The sequence below is a fragment of the Nostoc sp. DSM 114167 genome (assembly GCF_052692655.1).
Genome location: NZ_CP195116.1, coordinates 6,327,058 through 6,350,393 on the forward strand (window position 1 = coordinate 6,327,058; position 23,336 = coordinate 6,350,393).

Annotated in this window: 15 protein-coding genes; all 15 read left to right on the top strand. The window is 40.0% G+C overall.

Translation table 11 applies throughout. The features are described from left to right. Nucleotides 1-37 precede the first annotated feature (37 nt). The 15 genes from NSTC731_RS26845 to NSTC731_RS26915 all read left to right on the top strand — a co-directional run bounded on the left by NSTC731_RS26845 (nucleotide 38) and on the right by NSTC731_RS26915 (nucleotide 23,201). Nucleotides 38-898 carry a serine/threonine protein kinase gene (locus NSTC731_RS26845; protein WP_445627610.1) on the top strand — a complete coding sequence of 287 codons (861 nt, stop codon included), beginning with the start codon at nucleotides 38-40 and terminating at the stop codon, nucleotides 896-898. A 95-nt stretch (nucleotides 899-993) separates the two neighbouring features. Beyond that, complete coding sequence (locus NSTC731_RS26850; RefSeq protein ID WP_445632174.1) at nucleotides 994-5,841, top strand: AAA family ATPase; 4,848 nt, start codon at nucleotides 994-996, stop codon at nucleotides 5,839-5,841. Between the two features lie 172 nt (nucleotides 5,842-6,013). Further along, complete coding sequence (locus NSTC731_RS26855) at nucleotides 6,014-7,396, top strand: AAA-like domain-containing protein (RefSeq protein WP_445627611.1); 1,383 nt, start codon at nucleotides 6,014-6,016, stop codon at nucleotides 7,394-7,396. 621 nt (nucleotides 7,397-8,017) lie between these two features. After that, nucleotides 8,018-8,266, top strand: a complete 249-nt coding sequence (locus tag NSTC731_RS26860) for a hypothetical protein (RefSeq protein WP_445627612.1) — start codon at nucleotides 8,018-8,020, stop codon at nucleotides 8,264-8,266. 158 nt (nucleotides 8,267-8,424) lie between these two features. Then, on the top strand, nucleotides 8,425-8,991 hold the full coding sequence (locus NSTC731_RS26865; RefSeq protein WP_445627613.1) for a ferric reductase-like transmembrane domain-containing protein: 567 nt from the start codon (nucleotides 8,425-8,427) through the stop codon (nucleotides 8,989-8,991). A 77-nt stretch (nucleotides 8,992-9,068) separates the two neighbouring features. Continuing rightward, a complete protein-coding gene (locus NSTC731_RS26870; RefSeq protein WP_445627614.1) occupies nucleotides 9,069-10,094 on the top strand; it encodes a WD40 repeat domain-containing protein in 1,026 nt (341 codons plus the stop codon). A 422-nt stretch (nucleotides 10,095-10,516) separates the two neighbouring features. Next, the gene (locus NSTC731_RS26875) at nucleotides 10,517-12,142 is read left to right on the top strand and encodes a phage tail sheath family protein (RefSeq protein WP_445627615.1); all 1,626 of its coding nucleotides are present in this window, start codon (nucleotides 10,517-10,519) and stop codon (nucleotides 12,140-12,142) included. Nucleotides 12,143-12,152: 10 nt separating this feature from the next. Continuing rightward, nucleotides 12,153-12,620, top strand: coding sequence for a phage tail protein (locus NSTC731_RS26880; protein ID WP_334841267.1), 468 nt, complete (start codon nucleotides 12,153-12,155; stop codon nucleotides 12,618-12,620). Nucleotides 12,621-12,690: 70 nt separating this feature from the next. Then, entirely contained in the window at nucleotides 12,691-13,428 is a 738-nt protein-coding gene (locus NSTC731_RS26885) for a T4 family baseplate hub assembly chaperone (RefSeq protein ID WP_445627616.1), read from the top strand. Continuing rightward, complete coding sequence (locus tag NSTC731_RS26890) at nucleotides 13,428-16,625, top strand: hypothetical protein (RefSeq protein ID WP_445627617.1); 3,198 nt, start codon at nucleotides 13,428-13,430, stop codon at nucleotides 16,623-16,625. The genes NSTC731_RS26885 and NSTC731_RS26890 overlap by 1 nt, the downstream gene beginning before the upstream one ends. Nucleotides 16,626-16,628: 3 nt before the next feature. Continuing rightward, entirely contained in the window at nucleotides 16,629-17,876 is a 1,248-nt protein-coding gene (locus tag NSTC731_RS26895) for a DUF4255 domain-containing protein (protein ID WP_445627618.1), read from the top strand. Beyond that, nucleotides 17,873-19,972, top strand: a complete 2,100-nt coding sequence (locus NSTC731_RS26900) for an ATP-binding protein (RefSeq protein WP_445627619.1) — start codon at nucleotides 17,873-17,875, stop codon at nucleotides 19,970-19,972. Before NSTC731_RS26895 ends, NSTC731_RS26900 begins: the two co-directional genes overlap by 4 nt. After that, on the top strand, nucleotides 19,969-20,223 hold the full coding sequence (locus tag NSTC731_RS26905; RefSeq protein ID WP_445627620.1) for a hypothetical protein: 255 nt from the start codon (nucleotides 19,969-19,971) through the stop codon (nucleotides 20,221-20,223). Before NSTC731_RS26900 ends, NSTC731_RS26905 begins: the two co-directional genes overlap by 4 nt. Beyond that, nucleotides 20,223-20,699 (top strand): N-acetylmuramoyl-L-alanine amidase, encoded by a 477-nt coding sequence (locus NSTC731_RS26910; RefSeq protein ID WP_445627621.1) that lies wholly within the window; start codon nucleotides 20,223-20,225, stop codon nucleotides 20,697-20,699. The genes NSTC731_RS26905 and NSTC731_RS26910 overlap by 1 nt, the downstream gene beginning before the upstream one ends. 42 nt (nucleotides 20,700-20,741) lie before the next feature. Continuing rightward, nucleotides 20,742-23,201 (top strand): eCIS core domain-containing protein, encoded by a 2,460-nt coding sequence (locus tag NSTC731_RS26915; protein WP_445627622.1) that lies wholly within the window; start codon nucleotides 20,742-20,744, stop codon nucleotides 23,199-23,201. Nucleotides 23,202-23,336: the final 135 nt, after the last annotated feature.

Consider the following 23,336-nt stretch of genomic DNA (forward strand, 5'->3'; position numbering starts at 1 on the left):
TGTGTAAAAAGTATTCCAGGATTTTATCAAGCTTCGTATGAATCGACAGCTAGACAACATCAAAGCAGATTATCAGATTAGCCAAAAAATCTATGAAAGTGCTAATTCATTAGTCTACCGAGCTATTCTCAAACCTGATAATCAACCTGTTATTTTAAAGATTCTCAAGGAAAACTACCCAACTCCTTCAGAATTAACTCGATACAAGCAAGAATATGAAGTTACCCGCTCCTTAAATACTGAAGGAGTTATTAAGGCATATGATTTGCAGCGGTATAAAAATAGTCTAATCATGTTTTTAGAAGACTTTGGCGGTGAATCTTTAAAACTATTAATAGCCAATCAACGTCAATTTACTCTCAAAGAATTTATCTCTATTGCTATTAAAATTACTGAAAGTTTGGCTGCTATTCACGCAGCCAATATTATCCACAAAGATATTAACCCCTCTAATATTGTCTATAACCCAGAAACAGAACAACTGAAAATCATCGACTTTGGCATTTCTACTCGTTTATCTCGGGAAATTCAGACAGTTGGCAATATTGAACGATTAGAAGGAACTTTAGCTTATATTGCCCCAGAGCAAACTGGAAGAATGAACCGAGGAATAGATTACCGCAGCGATTTTTATTCCTTAGGTGCTACCTTTTACGAATTGCTAACTAATCAACTACCTTTTGCTATCAGTGATTCTATAAAATTAGTTCATTGTCATATTGCTCAACAACCTGTTCCTCCAGATAAACTTCTAGAAACGTTAAACTTACCGTCTCAACCAATACCTAAAGCCGTTTCAGACATTGTGATGAAATTGTTGGCAAAAACCCCAGAAGAACGATACCAAAGTGCTTGGGGAATCAAAGCTGACTTGGAAATCTGTCGCGATATCGCTTAGAGAGTTTAGGGCAAATTGACGAGTTTGATTTAGCAACTCAAGATATTTGCGATCGCTTTGTTATTCCCGAAAAACTTTACGGTAGAGAAGAAGAAATCACACAACTATTAACTACTTTTGAGCGAGTCAGTCAAGGCAGCAGTGAGATGATGCTGGTTTCTGGTTATTCAGGAATTGGTAAATCTGCTTTGGTCAATGAAGTTCATAAACCAATATTACGCCAGCGAGGGTACTTTATTAGCGGAAAATTTGACCAGTTGCAGCGAGACATTCCTTATGCAGCGATTACTTTAGCGTTTCAAGACTTAATACGACAGTTACTTACCGAAACTGAAGCAAGACTACAAACTTGGAAACAGCAACTTTTAGCAGCCTTGGAGCCTAATGCTCAGATTATCATCGATGTAATCCCTGAATTGGAGCAGATTATTGGTAAACAGCAGCCAGTCGAGCAATTAGGAGCAACTGAAGCTCAAAATCGATTTAATTTATTTTTTCAAAGATTTATTCGCGTCTTCACTAAAAAAGAACACCCTTTAGTTATCTTTCTAGACGATCTCCAGTGGGCAGATTTAGCATCTCTGAAGTTAATTGAGTTATTAATAACTGATGCTGACAGCCAATATATATTGCTCATTGGGGCTTACCGAGATAATGAAGTCGATGCGACTCATCCTTTAATACAAATCTTAGAGCAAATTAAAAAAGACAGTACTAGTGTCAATAATATCTTACTGCAACCATTAGAAATTCCATATATCAACCAATTAATTGCCGATATTTTAAATTTATCGATAGATAAATCAAAATCTCTAGCAGAGTTAGTGAGTAATAAAACTCAAGGAAATCCTTTTTTCTTAACTCAATTACTCCATCTTTTGTATCGAGAAAACCTTTTATTATTTGACTATAATCAAAAATGTTGGCACTGGAATATTGAGGATATTAAAAATGTAGAAAATACTGATAATGTTGTTGATTTAACTATTGCTAAAATTGCAAAATTAGATAAAAAAAATCAGAAAGTTTTGCAATTAGCTGCTTGTATTGGCAATCAATTTAACTTAGAAGTTCTTTCCGTGGTTAATAATAAATCTCCAATAACTACAGCTAGAGAACTTCAAGCAGCACTAGAGGCAGGTTTGATTTTACCTTTGAGTAATGACTATAAAATACCTTTGCTTTGGAATCAGGAAGAACTATCAAGGGAGACTTCTGAAATATTTGATAGTTTTATTCCCAAAATTCCCAAATATATCCCCTATAAATTTTTGCATGATAGAGTTCAGCAAGCTTCCTATACTTTAATTCCAGAAAAAGAGAAGAAAGCAGTTCATCTGCAAATAGGTCGTCTTTTACTCGAAAATACTCAAAAAAATAAATTAGAGGAAAATATTTTTGATATTGTCAATCAACTAAACGAAGGAGTTGAATTAATTACTGAGCGTTCGGAAAGAGATGATTTAGCCAAATTAAATCTTAAAGCTGGGAAAAAGGCGAAAGCATCAACAGCTTATCAACCGGCTCTAAGATATTTAGAAACTTGCTTAAGATTATTAGCAGCAAATAGCTGGGAACAACAGTATAAATTAACTTTAGAAATCTATGTAGAAACTTTAGAATTACTCTACTTAAATAATAAGTTTGAACAAATTGAATATTTTTCAGAAGCTATTATAAAACAAGCTAAAAATATTCTCGATTTAGTCGAAGTTTATAGAATAAAGATACTGTATTATTTTGCCATATTAGATAGTAATCGCGCAATAAATAGTGCTTTTACAATTTTATCAAAACTAGGAATAGATATCTCTAATCAACCTGTTGATATATATGAAAAAATTGAACAACAACAGAAAAGTATTAAATCATTCTTTCAAGATAAGAATAATGAAGATTTAGCAAATTTACCTGTAATAGTAGACAAATACAAACTAGCAGCTATACAAATATTACAGCAGATGATAGCGCCTACGTTTACTACAAACTTTTCGTTATTGGTTCAAGTAATATTAACTCTACTTAATATTTGTGTTAAATATGGAAATTATCCCCAAGTTGCTGTTACCTATAGTTTTTATGGGCTACTTCTGTGTGGAGTAATAAAAGATATCAATTATGGATATAAGTTTGGAGAGTTGTCTATCAAGTTGCTAAATAAATTTGATATACCTCAAACAGAATCTCTAACTATTCATGTATATTATGGATTTATTTGGCATTGGAAAATATTTCTTAAAGAACAAACAGCACGAAATAAATTGCTAAGTACTTTTCAGAAAGGAATTAATAAAGGAGAATATGATTATTCTGGTTATGTATCTCTAGATTACTGCTTAACAAAGTTTTTTGGAGGAGATGATTTAAAACAAGTTGAGAATGATGAAATCAAATATAGCAATTTTCTAAAAAAAAGTAATCAAAAATATTTAATTGATTATATAGAAATATATCAAAAAGTAGTTACTATTTTTACAGTAAAATCTAATAATAAAGAATTTCTATTGATTGGATATTCTCGACAAGAAGAAGAAAACAATATCAAAAAGTATATTGAAACTTGCAACGTATGGCTACTATTTACTTTCTATTTAAACAAAACAATAGCTCACTATCTTTTCCAAAATATATACCAAGCTTTTGATAATACAGTTAATGCAGAAAAATATATTGAAAATATTGGCTCACATGTAACTTTACCACAACATAATTTCTACTCTTCTCTTTCCTTTCTCGCTCACTATCATAATTCCAATTTAGAGTCACAAAAAAATATTTTAGAAAAAGTAGAAACAAACCAGCAGGATATGAAAATATGGGCTGGTCATTGCCCCGCTAATTTTCAAAATAAATACGATTTAGTCGAAGCAGAGAAAGCACGAATATTAGGACAAAATTGGCAAGCTCAAGAACTTTATGAAAAAGCAATTAAAGGCGCTAAAAAATCGGAATTTCTTCATGAAGAAGCCATAGCTTACGAACGCGCATCAGAATTTTATCTTTTTCTGGGTAGAGAAGAGATAGGACGACTTTATCTAAAAAATGCCTATCATTGTTACAGTCGCTGGGGTGCAAAAGCCAAAGCTGAAGCCCTAGAATTAGAGTACCCACAGTTTCTAATGGATATAAACGACCGAAAAGAAAATCAAAGCATTAATACAACTGAATCTACTGCTAGTACAAATCCTCAAGCCCTTGATATCGTCACAGTTACTAAAGCCTCTCAAATATTAGCTAGCGAAATAAAACTAGACCAACTGCTGGCTAAGTTAATGAAAACTGTAATTGAAAATGGAGGTGCCCAAAAAGGCTTTCTGATATTGGAAAAAGATCGTAAATGGGCGATCGAAGCTGAAGGGACAGTAGATTCTGATGATGGGACTCTACTACGATCGCTTCCCATTGATTCTATAGATGGCGATACGCAGACACCTATCCTACCAGTTGCGATCGTTAACTATGTTGTCCGTACTCAAGAAAATGTAGTTCTTAATAACGCTAGCGAAGAAGAACAGTTTATCCGCGATCCCTATATCGTCGCCACTCAACCAAAATCGATTCTCTGTACTCCTTTGTTAAATCAAGGCAAACTAAGCGGTATTTTATATCTAGAAAACAATTTAACTACAGATGCATTTACCAGCGATCGCATTGAGGTTTTAAAAATTCTTTCTGCTCAAGCTGCTATCTCCATTGAAAATGCCCGTCTCTACGGACAGTTAGAAGATTATAACCGAAATCTAGAGCTGAGAGTAGCAGAACGCACTCAAGAACTCTCACAAACCCTAGAAATTCTCAAAGCCACCCAAGCCGAACTGCTGTTTGAAAACGAGTTACTCAAGAGTGCTGAACAACCCTCCACTTTTGACTATCAAGTGGGAGGAAGTTTGCCGATGGATGCTCCTACTTATGTTGTACGTTCAGCAGACCGTTATCTCTACAAGGCGTTGAAGCGCGGGGAGTTTTGTTACATTCTCAATCCTCGCCAGATGGGGAAGTCAAGCCTGATGGTACGTATGATACACCATCTCCAGCATGAGGGATTTAGCTGCGGGGCGATCGATTTGACCCGGATTGGTAGCGAAAACGTCACGCCTGACCAATGGTACAAAGGCTTAACAGTAGAGCTATGGCGAAGTTTTGGTTTGTTAAGAAAGGTTAATCTAAAAACTTGGTGGCAAGAGCAAGGAGATATTTCTCCGGTTCAGAGGTTAAGTCAATTTATTGAAGAAGTTCTGCTAGTTGAAGTTGCTCAAAATGATGACACTATCTCTAAAAACCTGATAATTTTTATTGATGAAATTGATACTTTCCTAAGTTTAAAATTCCCAGTTAATGACTTTTTTGCGCTAATTCGATCTTGCTATAATCAGCGTAGCATTAATCCAGAGTATAGACGTTTAACCTTTGCTCTTTTTGGAGTAGCTACCCCTGGGGACTTAATTACTGACCACCAAAGAACGCCGTTTAACATCGGTCAGACCATTCAATTGGAAGGGTTTAAAGAGCATGAAGCGCAACCTCTACTTCAAGGATTGACCGAGAAAGTGAGCAATCCTCAAACAGTTTTAAAAGAATTGTTAGCCTGGACTAATGGCCAACCCTTTTTGACTCAAAAGCTCTGTAAATTTATCCGCAATTCTTTATCTCCTATCCCTATCAATAGAGAAACCGAATGGATTGAAAATTTGGTGCAAACTCAGGTAATAGAGAATTGGGAATCACAGGATGAACCAGAGCATTTTAGAACCATCCGCGATCGCCTTCTCAAAAGTAAACAATCCGTTCGGCTACTAGAACTCTACCGTCAAATTTTGCATCAAGGAGAGATTATTGCAGTTGATAGTTCAGAGGAAAGAGAATTGCTTTTGTCAGGGCTAGTAGTCAAGCAACAGGGAAAATTGAGAGTTCAGAACCGTATTTATGAATCTATTTTTGTTTGATTTACGAAACTTTTGTTTAATCTGGAAAGTGAAAGAAGAGGTCTATCCTTCTGGATAATTTAATTTGTCTAAATAATACTATTGTACTAATAAATGGCAGATATTGTGTTACTTGCGTAACTCCTGTTGTCTTTACTGTTATCTTTATTAGTAGCATTTGTCTGTAATCTCTATGAACCTTGATAGTCTGTTTGAGATTGTTGATCGCCTGCTAATTGAGAGCCACAATCGCCCCCTTAATTCCACAGAAAATCTGGTTTTGCGTGGGATTTGGCAGTATAAAACTTATAACCAAATAGCTATAGAGGCAGGTTATAGTCCTGGTTACTTTACCAATGTTGTTGCCCCAGAATTGTTTGGGCGACTCTCCGAGGCCATTGGCCAGCGCGTGACCAAGAAAAACTGTCAGGTGCTGCTGGAGTCTTATGCCATCGTTGAAGCAGCTCCAAATACAAAACTTTTGAAACAAGACCTGACGCAATTTCTCCCCACAGTTAATCAGGATACGTCACCTTGCTACCCCAGCGGCTCAGTTCCTCTCGCCTCTCCCTTTTACCTCAAACGTTCTTATCTTGAGGAGCAAATCTATCAAGAAATTAAGAAACCAGGAGCGTTAATCAGGATCAAAGCTCCCAGAGAAATGGGCAAAACTTCACTGCTGCTGAGGATTCTTGACTATGCAAAGTACCAGGGTTACTGCACTATCAGCTTGAATCTAGAACAAGTCGAGCAGACAACTCTAAGCGACTTGAATCAACTTTTGCGCTGGTTGTGTGCCAATATCGCCCGCCAGCTTCAACTTCAACCCATGTTAGACGAGTATTGGGATGAAGATTTGGGAAGTAAAGTTAGCTGCACCCTCTATTTCCAAGAATATCTACTAGAGTCAATTAATACTCCTGTGATCTTGGCGTTGGATGAAGTAAACCATATTTTCGAGCATCCTCAAGTAGCGAAGGATTTTCTACCTCTGTTGCGTTCTTGGTACGAAGAAGCGAAAAGACTGCCCATTTGGCAAAAGCTTCGTCTACTCGTGGTTCACTCAACAGATATTTATGTTCCTCTTGAACTTAATCAGTCTCCTTTCAATGTAGGGTTACCGATTCAGTTAGACAGCTTTAGCCAAGAAGAGGTACAGCAGTTAGCCCAACGCTATGGACTCAATTGGACAGATGGAGAAGAAGCTAGACAATTAATGGCAATGATCGGGGGACATCCGGCACTAGTAAATTTAGCTCTCTATCATCTGAGTCGAAACGAGGTAACTCTGTCGCAACTACTAGAAACTGCTCCCACTGCTAGCAAAATTTATTCTTATCACTTGCAGCGTCACTGGGCAACCTTGCAAAAACAGCCTGAGTTAGCACAAGCTTTTGATAACGTTCTGAATGCTAATGAAGCTATTCTCTTAGATCCCATCCTTACTCACAAGTTAAGCAGTATGGGGTTGATTAAACTTTCTGGATCTAAAGCGATCGCAAGTTGTGAATTGTATCGGCGATTTTTTACGAAAAAAGAGCAGCATTTGGCGTTGCAGAATAAAAATATGAATTAGTGCGATCGCTATAGAATGTTCAAGATGTGCATTAATCTGCATTCGCAAAAATAGTAAACAAAATAGCTACTTTGTATCGTTGGACACAATAGTCATAAATCCTTGAGATGTACCACAGTTAATTTTTATGCTTGGGAATAATACTTTACTTTACCTGACTTTTAGGCTTAATTGAAGTATTGATTTATGAGTAACAGTATTGAGAGCCTCTACTTAATAACCTAAAGAAAAAAGCTCAAGCCTTTGATTTAGAACTCACTCCTATTTCTGACCTTACGCAATTGTTGAGAGTACAGGTGCTTAGTTACAAGTTATTTTAGTACCATTCCTCTTTGGAATGTTATTTTTCATGAGTTTTACTATGAGTTATGGAATGAGTTTTATGAGTTTCAGAGTCTATAAGATAACTAATATTAAAAGTAATTCACTACAATGTTATATCTAATACGAATTTAGCTTTTTTAAATAAGTAAAACAGGAGAAGCTTAAATGTTTAATTCACTTGCTGTATTTGAAGAAGGTTTCCGCTTATCTCAAAAAGCAATTGATTATTTAAAAGAATGGAATACTGAAGCGGAAATTGCTTAAAGTATTTCTCAAACAGTCCAAAAGGTTGTTGAAATGTTGGTGAATGTAGCTGGTATGACTATGGCTCATAGTAGAAATTTTCAAAGAGCAACACCTTTTTTTATACTGAAAGATAAAACGGTAGTTAAAATTTTTATAAATCCAGTACAGGTAAAACACATATTCTTAGCAGATGACAATAACAAGATGATATTTGGAGGCTACGTAGGTTGGATTCATACAAAAGAAATGAATAAAGCTATAGATAAAATCAAGCAAGAATTTACTGAAGAGGCTATGTAAAATTTAGAAACTTTATCACTGAAAGGTTTAAGAAGTGGAGTTAGATAAATATGCCAGTCTGACGCTGGCAAGCTTTGACCTGACTTGCTGATGTGGGTGTAGTAAATATTTAACTTATAAAAAAGTGGCTTTTATTGAAAAATTAAGGAAGATTGGTCATGGCAGCAATCGATACAGCACCGTTAGAAAACAGCCTGGGATTTCTAGCTTTAGGAGCTTATATTCTTACCTTAATGCCCACGAATCTCAGAATAATTTTTCCTCAAACTAAACAAGCAAACCTTCCCAAATGGCTGTTAAAATATCGACGACTTATCGGTATTCTGGCTTTCTGCTTGGCTTTGCTTCACGCTTTCCTCTTAGTGAAAAAGAGAGACCTTGATTTTTTAGATCCCAATACCTATTGGATTTATATCCAAGGTGTATCTACCTTCATAATTTTTACCCTATTGGCAATTACTTCTAATGACTGGAGTGTCAAAAGACTGAAAAAAAATTGGAAGCGATTACATACCCTGACTTACTTAGCTATGTTCCTGCTCACTTGGCACGTTTGGGACAAAATGTTAGAGCATTGGAGCTATTTAACTCCGATTGGGCTAGTAGGGATTGTCACGACAACCCTTTTATTTTTAATGCGACGCTGGATTGAACATCGGAATAAACAACAAAAAGCGCAAGGAAAAGCGTTCTCATCTCAAATTCCAGAAAAAACTACTCTATAGTACCGCTAGTCTCCGACACCGTTACGTAGTGCGTGCAAGTCAGATTATTCTCCCACTCGCACAAGGAATTTCCTGTTATGAGATCGAAACAAATTACCTGGAAATCTTCAGCAGCATTGGCAATCGGTACCCTAACGATCTTGGTTGGTAGTAGCAGTTGTGCTAGCCTATTCTTCCACTTCCGAAACGCTAGTGTTGCTACTAGCTCTGCTGCAACCATTCAACCTTTACATTCTCTCCAAGGAAATTCAACTTGGGTTTACGCTCTTGCAATCAGCCCTGATGGACGCTTCCTCGCCAGTGGCAGTTACGATAAAAAAATTAAAATTTGGGATCTGCCTAGTAACACCTTACTCCATACTTTAGAAGGACACGGCGATGCAGTGGTAAGCCTTGCCATCAGTCCAGATAGCAAGCTGCTCGCTAGTGGTAGTTGGGATAACCGGATTAAACTCTGGAATTTAGAGACGGGGCAACTGCTTCGTACCTTAGATGGCCATACAGATGATGTAGAAGCCGTTGCCATCAGCCCCAACGGAAAGTGGTTAGCCAGTGGTAGTGCTGACACAACCATCCGCATCTGGAACGTGCAGACTGGCGTACAAGTTCATCAGTTATCGGATGGATTGTGGGTAAGAACTGTTGCTTTTAGTCCAAATGGGCAGACCTTAGCTAGTGGCAATGAGGGTGGTACACTCAAAATTTGGCGGCTCATGGATGGTGCTGTTCTAAAAACCCTGAATGCTCATTCACAAGCTGTGCGCTCAGTGGCTTTTAGCCCTGATGGACGGACTTTAGCCAGTGGCAGTGCTGATCGGACAGTCAAACTCTGGCAAATGCCCACTGGTAAATTGTTGCACTCCCTAATTGGACATGATGGAGTTGTGTGGTCAGTAGCTTTTAGTCCCGATGGCAAGAGATTAGCTAGTGGTAGCAATGATAGCACTATCAAGTTATGGGGGTTGCCTGAAGGCAAACTCTTGGAGAATTTGATAGGCCATGAGCGAGGCGTGCGGTCAGTAGTTTTCAGGCCGCATGGAAACATGATAGCCAGCAGCGGTGTCGACAAAACCATCAAACTCTGGTCTGTTCCTAAAGAGTGACAAGAAGCGTTTAGAAAGTAAACAAATTTTTATGAGTAACAGTATTGAGAGCGCCTACTTAATAACCTGAAGAAAAAAGCTCAAGCTTTTGGTTTAGAACTCACTTCTATTTCTGACCCTATGCAATTGTTGAGAGTCAAGGTACTTAGTTACAAGTTATTTTAGTAACATTCCTATTTAAAAATGTTATTTTTCATGAGTTTTACTATGAGTTATGGGATGAGTTTTATGAGTTTCAGAGCCGATGAGACAACTAATATTAAAAGTAATTCGCTGCAATGTTATATCTAATACGAATTTGGCTTACTTGCTCAAATAACTTATTACTGATATTAAAATTTACAATCTATCTTAATTTTTTTATTTAAAAGTTGACTATTTTGTCAATTTGTAGGTTTTAATTCTTAATCAGAGAACGAACAATGCCCATACAACCAACTTATCCAGGCGTTTACGTAGAAGAAATCAAGAGTGGAGTACGCACGATTACAGGCGTATCTACCTCTATTACTGCCTTTATTGGTCGCGCCTTACGAGGCCCTGTAGACGAGCCGATTACTATTAACAGTTATGGCGACTTTGAACGCATTTTTGGCGGATTGTGGCTGAATAGTACCCTTGGCTATGCTGTACGAGATTTTTACCTCAACGGTGGTAGCCAAGCAATTATTGTCCGACTCACTCACTTTAAGCTGAAACAAGCAGAAGGGCAAGCTCCACCGGAAGGTCAAACTCCAGGGGAAACTGAAGCCACTGCTAAGAAGGCACAACTAAATGTTAATGGTCTCAACTTAGAAGCAGCAAATGAAGGCAACTGGGGAAATGCTTTAAAAGTGCGGATAGATATAGATATTAAAGTAAGAGGTGACGCAGAGTCAGAAAAACTATTCAACATTACAGTTCTGGATCAAAAGACAGGACAACTAGAAATATTTCGCAATGTGTCGGTGCTACCAAATCATCCCAGACAAGTAGATAAAGTCTTATTGAATGAGTCTTATTTAGTCCGATTTAGAGATGAATCTCTGCCAACAGAAAGACCATCTGCTCATGCCGATCCAACACCTGATAAAAAATTGTGGGGTGATAACGATACAAATACTAAAGCGGAACCAAACAGCGGTGCGGATGGTGACGAGCTAGATGTGAACGACTTCACAGGGTCAAATAAGGAAGCAAATAAACAGGGTCTTTACACTTTAAATAAAGCCGACCTGTTTAATATGCTTTGTATTCCGCCTTATAAAAATGATGGCAATATAGATTATGACTCTTTAGTTGATTCAGCAGCAAAATTTTGCCAAACCCGACGAGCGTTTTTTATCATCGATTCGCCCAGTACTTGGACTGATAAGGATAAGGCCAAAGCTGGTATTCAGAACGACCTTGGTGAACCAACTAGTTATGCTGCTGTTTTCTTTCCTCGAATCAAGCAGCCAAATCCTTTACGGGAAAATCAAATAGAAGAATTTGTTGCTTGTGGTGCGATCGCTGGCGTATTTGCTCGAACTGATGTTCAACGCGGTGTGTGGAAAGCTCCAGCAGGCACAGAAGCAACCTTGACGGGTGTACCACAATTGAGTGTACCTCTAACAGATCCAGAAAATGGAGAATTGAATCCTCTGGGAATTAATTGTTTGCGAACTTTGCCAGCTTTTGGTCGTGTGATATGGGGATCGCGGACGCGGAATGGAGATGACCGTCTTACCGATGAATGGAAGTATATTCCGGTTCGCCGTTTCGCACTTTTCTTGGAAGAAAGTCTTTATCGCGGTACGCAATGGGTTGTCTTTGAGCCAAATGACGAGCCGTTGTGGGCGCAAATTCGCTTGAATCTTGGAGCTTTTATGCACACTCTCTTCCTTCAAGGAGCCTTTCAAGGTCGTAAGCCGGAAGATGCTTACTTTGTGAAGTGTGATAAGGAAACAACAATCCAAAACGATATTAACTTAGGAATTGTCAATATCATTGTTGGTTTTGCTCCTCTCAAACCTGCTGAATTTGTTGTTCTCAAGATTCAGCAAATAGCCGGACAAATAGCAGTTTAAGGAGAAATATATGCCTTCTATTTCAGGTAAACGTTTGGATCTCTACAAAAACTTTAAGTTTGTTGTGAAATTCGCTGGTAAGGATGTGGCTGGGGTAAGTAAAGTCAGTGGTTTAAAGCGAACCACTGAGGTCATAGAACACCGTACAGGTGGCGACCCTAGCACTGTCTACAAGTCTCCGGGACAAAGCAAGTACGATGCCATCACCTTAGAACGAGGTGTTAGCAAAGATCCTGATTTTGAACAATGGGCAAACAAAGTCTGGGCGCTTGGTGGTAGTCCAGAAGTGTCTCTGGCAGATTTCCGTAAAGATATCACTATTGAGGTTCGTGATGAAGCTGGTCAGAAAGCGACTTCATATAACGTTTTTGGTTGCTGGGTTTCGGAATATCAAGCTTTACCAGACTTGGATGCTAGTGCTAATGCTGTCGCTATCGAGTACATAAAGATAGAGAACGAAGGTTGGGAACGTGCTTGATGATTAACTCGGCTTAGTTAATCAAGATTTAATTGTTCAACCAGTAGGAAATCAACTACGGGACTCCTATATGCGATCGCTATCAGCCTCGGAACTGTTAAATATCTGGGAGTGGGGACTTAATCAGCCATCTTGGTCTAAAGCAATCAAGCTACTAGCTAGTGCTTGTCCTGAAACCTCCATAGATATGCTGACTCAACTCAGCCTCGGTCAGCGTGATGCTATGCTGCTGACATTGCGGGAGTGGACATTTGGTTCACAACTGGTTAGTCAAGTCACCTGTCCAAGCTGTGGTGAAGTCTTGGAACTCAATTTTGATATTGCAGATATGCGTATAGCGTCACTGTCACTTGACCCAGTTGAGAAATATTGTCTTGAGCTTGGTGATTATCAGGTGAGTTTTCGTCTACCAAACAGTTTAGATATGATAGCGATCGCTGAACACAAACAGCCAGAGATTGCTCAAGAGATTTTATTAGAACGCTGTATTTTGCAAGCAGTGTGTGACGGTGAATATCTGCTGTTTCAGCAATTACCATCTCATACTAAAGATGCAATTATTACCCAAATGGCTGAAGCAGATCCTCAAGCAAATGTGCCAATTGATATTTCCTGTTCCGCTTGCAACCACCAATGGCAATCATTATTTGACATTGTGTCGTTCTTCTGGGCTGAGATTAACACTTGGGGATTTCGAGTGTTGCGAGAAGTACATACTTTGGCTGCTGCTTACAGTTGGCCTGAAGCTGACATTTTGGCGATGAGTCCCAGACGGCGACAATTGTACTTAGAGATGGTGACGGACTGATGAGCAATTATCTCTTTCATTTGGTAGCTAAAAGCTTTAACTCAATCGATACAGTTCAACCTCTTGTCTTATCAGTCTTTGAACCGTTACCAGAGTCTACCCTTGACTGGGAGCCATCGATTACCACAGAATCAACTGAGTTAGAAACAACATCAGAAGCGGAAAAATTTCCCAATTTTGACATTGTGCAGTTGTTGGAGAAGCGATGCCTGCGGCGAGCTTCTCTACGAGACGCTCCGCGAACGCTAACAACTGCGACAATAGGGCAAATATCTGAAGAGATAACTAACCCCCTGTTAACTAATTTAACTTCAATACCTGTTCAATTTTCCCAACCAATACTAAAGTCAATTCCTAATTTGACACAAAAGCCTGACTTAGAATTATCCTCCAATTGGAATTTTTCAAATTCAGTTCTGACTCAAATCAGTACTGATAATCAGCAATTGACTTCAAACCCAGAGCAAAAAAAAAGTAGTACTCCACCAACTTTTGCTACTGCTCAATTATCACAGAAACAAGTAAGTAAAATTAATCCTGTTGTTTCTTCTGTCCAAACTTCAAATATAGTAAACTGGGAACGATTGATAACTCAACGTTTTGTAGAATTAGAAAGATTTTCATCGACTACAAATCAAATAGTACCTAATTCTAACACAGAGCTATTGAAGTCTGCACTTGTGCCACAAACAAAGACTTCCCTATCGAATCATATCGTTTCTGTACACAACACAGAATCAAATACTTCTCTCTCTAACCCCATCTTTGAACAGAGGCAGATTCCACTTAAATCTTTTCCCCAGCAACTAATTACAATCAATCGTCTGGGTTTATCTTTGCAATCACCTTTAAAGTCAGATTTGCAAACATATTTCTCCGAAAACCCAACAAAGACAGTAATGTTTTCCTTTACTGCTCAAGAAAAAATATTTTCTTTACAAAATCTAAATCCCGCAATTTCAAGGACTGCGATCGCAAAGGAAAACAATACTTCTGTCTCAAAGTTAGTTGGTGAAAATTTAGGAGAACTTACAACTCAATCCTTAAAAAACCATTCAATTGAAATTAATCAACAAGTTTCTCCTAATCTCTTGCCAAAGGTATTGCCTTTGAAGCAATCTATCCCGCAAATCCAAGCAGAAACCAGTACTATTATACCAATTTTTCAGGTTCTACAACAGGGAAAATCTGCAACTGAAAACTTACATAAGCAACCTATAGAAAATCATCCAGTCTTTATCCATTCTCAGTTACCACAAGTCGAAAGTTCTGAGGACTTTCTTCCTCAACTTCAATCACAATCAACAGCCATGTCTACGATGGTAAACTCTTGGAGAGGCGACACCAACGCTTACGCACCTGCTATTTCTCAAGTTTTGCCTTTAACACCTATGCTAGCAGTGGAAACTAGCACTCCCGCCTCAAGTTCTGTAATTCAATACCAGAAAAAAGCTGTAACTGAATTGTCATCAACGCAATCGCTACAAAGAAGTGGGAATGTTTCATCTACTCAAGTGCAAAAGCTGATAAGTTTACAGCCATCTATTCCAGAAAAACCTGTAGACAGCGCACCTGTTGCTAATCAAATATTGCCCACAAATCAAAAATCATTAACACCTGGGTTGACGCTAGAAACTAGCACTTCCAGCTTCAGTCCTGTAATTCAACACCAAAAACAGTCTGCAAGTGAATTAGTACAACAGCAATTACCGCAAATAATTGGGAATGAAAATGTTTTATCTTTGCAAGTAAAAAAGCTCATTAATCCACAACTACATTTCAACCAGTTTTTAGAAGAACCTGTGGCGATGTCTACAATGGGTAACTCTTGGAGAGACTACGCCAACGCCTACACATCTGCAAGTGAGCGGGTACTATCTTTAACACCTGTGCCAACTATGGACACTAGCATTTCCGCCTTAAGTCCTGTAATTCAACCACAAGTAGAACATGAAGCGATACCTTCTCTACGAGACACTACGCCTAGCTTGCTTCCCCGTAGGGGTAAGGTAAGCTCCGCTAACGCATCTACTATTGATAGTACGTTAGCGAATTCACACAAACAGAGCTTAACACATACAATTGCTATAGAAACAATTGCCGAACCCCAGGAAAAACTTACGTCTAATGTGCCAGAAAATCAGCAGAGGTTTGTCCACAAAAATGTTTCATCAATACACCCATTTGTCGCAGATGCTTCTGCTAAACTATGTTCGCTTGAGGCAAACAGTTCTACTGCACCATTCGTAAATAATTTATCATCATCTGTCGCTTCACAACTGATAACTCAGCTAACTGCTATTAATTCAAATATAATACCAACTCCTGCTTTACATCCTTCAACCCCAGGGATTGACATACAATCACAAGTCAACTTTTCTGACTCTCACTTGTCTGATTTCCGTAGAGAAAAAGCTTCTGCTCAGGAAGTCGGCTTACAAAACTATAATAAGAGCGATCGCAAACATATTGCTATCCAGAAAATTGGCGTTGTCGAACAGTGGGATGAATTAGGGCAAGTTGGGGAAGACATGAACGTTAATTACGTGGATCATCCCGCAAATATGCAACGCCAGCAAATTAATCGTAATCAAGATATATTGACCAGCCCAGTTGAAAACTTAATATTACCTCAGAACCCATCCCCTAATTTATCTATGTCTGCGGATAGATTTAAAAAGCGCCAACATATTGATATCCAGAAAATTGGCGTTGTCGAACAGTGGGATGAATTAGGGCAAGTTGGGGGAGAGATAAACGTTAATCACACCCATCATCCCGTAAATATACAACGCCAGCAAATTAATCGTAATCAAGATATATTGACCAGCCCAGTTGAAAACTTAATATTACCCCAGAACGCATCCCCCAACGTATCTATGTCTGCGGATAGAGGCAAAGATGGGGTAGGGTCTTCGTACTTTAGGCAACTAGAGGAATCTGATTTCAGACCGCTATCTGGGACTATCAATGACCTAACTGTGAAAAATTTGTCAGTTATCGCAGCTAGTAACAAAAAAGTCCAAAAGCGATCCTCGGTAGATTTGGACACACCACCTCCTATTCAAGTCACAATTGGTCGGCTAGAAATTCGCAGCGCAGCCCCAGCACCACCTCCGCCTCGACCAAAGCCCCGTCCAGCACCATCTGTGATGAGTTTGAATGAATACTTGCAGCGACGTGCCAGAAGGAGGTAAGCGATGAGCAACGCTTTAGCTATTGCGGCTGTCACAATTACATTGCGTCACTTGCTCCAGCAAAGGTTTGATGTTGAGAGTTCGGGGGGAATCACTGTGACGACACGACCATTGGATAAAGTACGAGATAATACTGTTAGTAGTGGCGATCAAGTTAATTTATTTCTCTACGATACTCAAATAAACCCAGCTTGGCGGAATATGGATATTCCTTCTCAAGTGAAGCCTGGTGAGACAGGACACCAGCTTTTGCCGTTGAACCTCTACTACCTACTGACTGCTTACGCCCAAAATGATGACTTTCCAGAACCTACGAGTCATCGTCTGTTGGGTGTGGCGATGAGTGTTTTTAATGACCATCCGATGATTACTTCTGCGGATATTAGGGCAGCCTTGCCTACTACCGATCCGACTGAATACGACCTTGACTTACAAGAAGAACAGTTGCGAATTGATTATCAACCGCTATCTGTGGAAGAGGTGTTTAATCTCTGGTCAACTTTTCAAGTACCTTATCGAGTTTCTGCTGCTTATGAAGTGTCAGTAGTGCTGATTGAGAGTAGCTTGTCTGCAAAAACTCCGCTACCGATTATTAAACGTCAGTCTAGCGATCGCGGCCCAATTCTGCAATCAAACCTATCGTCACCCTTACCCACATTAGTTTCTCTGCAATTGCCTAATCAGCAAGCTAGCGCCAGATTGGGCGATATTCTGATTCTTAATGGTTTTCACTTAGATGCTGAAAATGTAGTTATATATTTTACAAATCATCGTTTAGAAATTTCTCTAGAAGTGCCACCTTTAGCAGAGAGAACAGCAACAGATATTAGAGTTCAATTACCTGATGAGCCTGTAAACTGGGCGGCGGGTTTTTATACCGTGGTAGTCAAAGTAACGCGGACTAACGAACCAAGTCGGACTACCAATGAATTATCTTTTGCCTTAGCACCTAAAATCTTGGATATTATACCACGACAAGCAACAGCAGACGCTAATGGGGAAGTCAGCCTCACTGTGATTTTAAACCCCCAAGTGCGACCAAGACAGCGGGTGGCGTTATTGTTGGGCGATCGCGAAATACTAGCTCAACCACATCCAAATCAAACAGATAGGCTGGAGTTTCGGATTGCAGATGTTACACCGGGTGAGTATTTTGTGCGGGTGCGGATTGATGGTGTAGATAGTTTGCTGGTGGATCGTACAGTGACACCGCCTGTTTTCGACCAGAATCAGAAGGTGGTGATTTTATGAACAACCTCGATTTGTGGATAGCAAACAATGAAGAATACCTAGCAAATGCACTGGCTTGGTTACGCTGGCGTTTATGTGAGCTTGCACAGTTACCTGATATTGAGAAGCCTAAAGTAATAGAAATGGCAATGGCGGAAGGGATGAATCCACCCCCAGCCCTGCTTCTCTTAAGTCAAAAATTAGATTTATCTGACTTTGAACAACAGGTTTTATTGTTATGTGTGGCAATGGAATTAGATCCGGGTATGGCTCGTCTTTGTGCCAAAGCACAGGATAATGCTCACCAGCCTTACCCTACCTTTGCGTTGGCTTTATCACTATTCGAGCAACCTGCTTGGGATGCCCTTTGTTGGGAACGCCCTTTACGTTACTGGCGATTAATTGAAATTCATCAGTCAGGAGTTCAACCTCTGACTACGAGTGGTTTACGGCTAGATGAACGTATATTAAGTTATATCAAAGGATTAAATTCTCTAGACGATCGCTTGGTATCATTACTGATGGCGATGGAAACAGCAGAATGGAGTGTAAAATTACCCCCATCTCAAAACGCTGTTGTCGAAACAATTATTCAGCAACTGCACCAAACGCACAGAGAGCAGCGTTTACCTATTATTCAGCTAGTGGGGGCAGATTCCCTCAGCAAGCAACTAATAGCCCAACATATAGCAGCCCAACTAGATAAATATGTCTATCGTTTGTCAGTGGAATTATTGCCCACTCAGGCGGGAGAATTGGAGACGATTGCTCGTTTGTGGCATCGGGAAAGCTTGCTTTTGCCGCTGGCGCTGTATTTAGATGCCCAAGAAATTGACACTAAACCGACTACAGAAGGACAAGCACTTCCCTTGCATCGGTTTCTTACCCGCAGTGGTGGTCTACTTTTCCTTAGCACTCGTGAAGTTAGGCAATTGGGTCTGCCGACAATTGTCGTAGATGTCGAAAAGCCAACACTCACGGAACAAAAAGCTACTTGGACTGAGGTATTAGGAGGAGTGGCAGATAGTAGTCCGCAGGTTCTGGCGACTCAGTTTAACCTCAATTTAGTCAAGATTGAGCAGATAGCCCAGCAAGTGTTGGGGGAAATGCCATCGCAGGAAGAAGACCTAACCCCCCCAGCCCCCCTTCCCTACAAGGGAAGGGGGGAGGAAGAGGACTCCCCTCTCCTACAAGGAGAGGGGTTGGGGGAGAGGTTCAACGAATCGGCTTGGAGAAAAACCTTGCGTGGTAAGCTTTGGTCGGCTTGTCTTGCTAGTACTCGTCCGCAGTTGGATACTTTAGCTCAACGCCTCGACCCGAAAGCAACTTGGGATAATATCGTCCTACCAGCAGAAGAGACAAACTTGCTGCATCAAATAGCTGACCAAATCAGGCAGCGCAGCTTAGTTTATCAAGAGTGGGGTTTTCACAACCGGATGAATCGGGGTATGGGGATTAGTGCCTTGTTTGCAGGGGAAAGCGGCACAGGGAAGACGATGGCGGCGGAGGTAATAGCCAATGATTTGCAGCTAAATCTTTACCGGATTGACCTTTCATCTGTGGTCAACAAATATATTGGAGAAACGGAGAAAAATCTGCGGCGTTTGTTTGATGCAGCGGAAGATGGCGGGGCGATTCTGTTTTTTGATGAAGCGGATGCATTGTTTGGCAAACGTTCTGAAGTGAAAGATAGCCATGACCGCTACGCCAATATTGAGGTGAATTACCTGTTGCAGCGATTGGAGGCTTATCGCGGTTTGGCAATTCTAGCAACGAATCTCAAGAGTTCGTTAGATCATGCCTTTATGCGTCGCTTGCGGTTTATTGTGAATTTTCCTTTTCCGGGTGTGGCTGAACGTCAGGTGATGTGGCAAAAGGTGTTTCCACCAGAGACACCAATACAGGATTTAGATTTTAACCGTTTGGCACGTTTGAATATGACGGGGGGCAGTATTCATAATATTGCTTTGAATGCGGCGTTTCTGGCTGCTGGGGCTGGTACGTCGGTGACGATGCAGTTGGTGTTAACCGCGGCGCGGGCTGAGTTTCGCAAATTGGATCGACCAGTGAATGAGACAGATTTTCGGGTTTCAGTACTTACGGGTGTAACGGTATGAATATCAATATTGATATAGAGAAGCTGATTTTAGAGGGAATGCCGATTTCTCCCAGTCAGGCGCGGTTGTTGCAAGCTGAGGTAGAGATTGAATTGGCGAAGTTGTTGGCTAATAAAGGTATACCAGACAACTTGCTCTCAGGTGGGGTAGTGCCTGGTGGTGCAATTCAAGTAAAGCCTGGAATTAACTCTACCCAAATGGGGCAACAAATTGCACAAGAAATAGTTATCAAAATGTTAGGAGAAAAATGATGAGTAGACCAGACGTAAAATGGATTCCTGCAAGCTCTAAAAATCAGACTGATTACCGGGAATCGACAATTGATTCTATTGTGTGTCACAACACCGAGAGTTCATTGCAAGCTGCTATAGCCCGATTCCAAAACCCTGAAGAGCAAGTTTCTGCACACTACATTGTTGCTCGTGACGGTACGTGCATCCAAATGGTGTTAGAAGATCATACCGCTTGGCACGCAGGTGACAGAGCTATGAATCATCGTTCTATCGGAATCGAACACGTTGCTGACAAAAATAATTTAGGTATGACAAAAGAGCAACAACAGTGTTCGTTGAACCTGATTGGATATTTGGTAGATAAATACAAAATTCAGAAATCTCACATTCATACGCACCGTACAGTAGATACAATGGCTGGCGGAACTGATTGTCCCAAATGGATTTGGCCTGATGAAGCATCGTTTGAAAAGTTTAAAGAGACAATAGCCTGACACTTGAGGAGACATTTGTTAAGCGACTAAGCAGCACAAAGAATGGCATGTTTAATATTGAGGAATGAAACCATGACTAGTAAAAGAATTGCCCAAACTAATCAGCAGCAAAAAAGTGAGGCATCCCAGGCGAGTGGCATTTTACAGCGTGCTGCTGTTCGTTCTGTTTCGGACGCAGAGGTGCAATCAACAGAAGATAAAGAAGCACAACCATTAAGTGATTCGGCTTTTTCCAAAGACTTTAGCCGAGTGCCTATCAGCACAACTAAACCACAGCCGATTATGGCGAAGCTAATGATTGGTGCAGTGGGGGATAAATACGAACAGGAAGCGGATAGGGTAGCAAGTGAGATTGTGAGTCGCATCAATACGCCTACTTTTGTGTTGCCAGGGCAAGGTAAGGCTGTTCAGCGAGAGGTAATACAGATCCAAGATGATGAAGCGAAACTGATGCGCTCACCGATAGTGCAGCGTATGCCTAGTAAAGAAAAGTCTTACAAGATACCCGAAGGTTTTAATGAAAACGATCCTGAAGTGCAACGTTTACTTGAAGAACTTCATAATGAAACCATAAGTAAGGAAGAATGGGGAAAGATATTAAAAATTGTTAATCCCTCGGAAAAAACGTTGCAATCATTGATCACGCTAGTAAACAGCATATTAGAGCATGGTATTCTGAGCCGAAAAGTGGCACAAGAGAAAAGGATATCAATTGTTGGCAGTGTTGATAAGGTAAGTAAAAACGCTGATCAAAAAATCCCAATAGCAGTAAATAACCTAACCCTCGTTAGCGAAAACCTAGATGAAGCAAAAAATGTTGCTTTGGACTCTTTAACAGCCGAAAACAGAGGAAGTATTAGTGTCAGTCTCGAACGGCAAGACGATTTTCTACTTCGTTATTTTCCTAAAGAGTCGGATATGGTATTAAATCAAAACGAACAACAAACACTAGAACAAGACTCAAGCAACGCGCCGGAATTAAGATCCCAGATAGAAAAGCATTTGAAAGCTCAAAAAGCAGCACGACAGATTACAACTAAACTGAATAATGGGGAATTTAATAAAGTTTTATCTGAAAGAGCGCAGAATACTGTCTTGGCAATCCTTAATAAAAACGTGATTTCAAAATCAGGTGCAACAAATATTCAGGAAGGAACTACAATAGAGGCTCTTAATAATACTTCTCAGGAGCTAGGAGTTGTAGCTGATCAAATTACTCCTAAACAAATAATATCACTTCTTGTTCCTAATATACTTACAAATATTAAGTATCAAAAAGAAATTAAAAACCCGAATAATGTTAATATAAAATATGTGGATTCAAAATCTATAAACGCATTTTATAAACCCGCAGATGGCAAAAGTAATATTGAAGTAGCAGTGCAAGCCCCAGACTACCAGGAAGCAATAGCACAAGAACTGTTAAAGCAAAGAGTAATTGCTACACATATAGCAACTGCATCAGTGAAGTCAGATGAAGATAAAACTGTTCAGGGAGAGGATATAGAAACAAAAGATAACGAAGCAAGACTGATGAGGTCACCAATATTACAGCGTAAGTCTAGTGATGGTGGGATAGCTGCTACACCAAATCTGGAAGCCTCCATCAACCGAGCAAGGAGTGGCGGACAGGTGATCGCAGACAACATCCGCGAACCGATGGAGGTGGCATTTGGCGCTGATTTCAGTGGGGTGAAGGTTCACACGGATGGTCAATCTGACCAGTTGAATCGGTCAATTCAAGCGCGTGCTTTCACCACGGGGCAGGATGTGTTCTTTCGGCAGGGGGAATATAATCCAGGGAGTCGGGGCGGTCAAGAGTTGTTGGCGCATGAGTTGACTCATGTGGTGCAGCAGAGTAAGGGGACGGTGCAGGGAGAAAGAAGACGAACTAATCACCATGACCATCAAGAGAGCATTTACAGAAGATCGCCAGGAAGTCTAGTCAGCCAGATACAATTGACGACAACGGCATCCGACATGACGCACTTAGAGATATTAGATCTCAGCTATTGTGAAAAGCCTACCAGTGGACGAAGTGGAAACTTGGTTTTATTGGACAAATCATTCGTATACAAATTGTTCAAGAATGACGGTGAGTACCTGCGGGAGATGAAGGATTCCGTTGAGTTGATGAATACTGGGGCGCCAGTGCTTTTTTACAAAGGTCTGGACAAAAGGAAGGTAATTTTACCAGACAAAGAACAACTTACGATAGCCGTCCTTATGATGTATCGGATGCAAGGACAAACATTTATGTTGGCAAAAACCGGTGGCATAAGACGTTTCACCAACATTGTTGACAAATACAAGGATAACCCAGTGCAACTTAAAAACTTACAACGTTGGTTTAAGGCGGCGAGCGATGCAGGAATAAAGGATGCGCAATTTATATATGATTCAACCACAAACCAACTTTATTTCATGGATGTTCATCTGGGCGGCACCAGGGGTGGAGGTGATTGCCAGGAAATAGTCAACTATATCAATAATTTGTTGTAGATCGCTACTAATTGATTACCTCAAGATGAATGATGAACAACGCTGGCAAATTACGGTGATCGCTAGCCGCTTACTGTAGATGGTAGTGCGATCGCCCTTGTAGTGACTGTCTTAAAAGTTGAGCGATCGCCCATT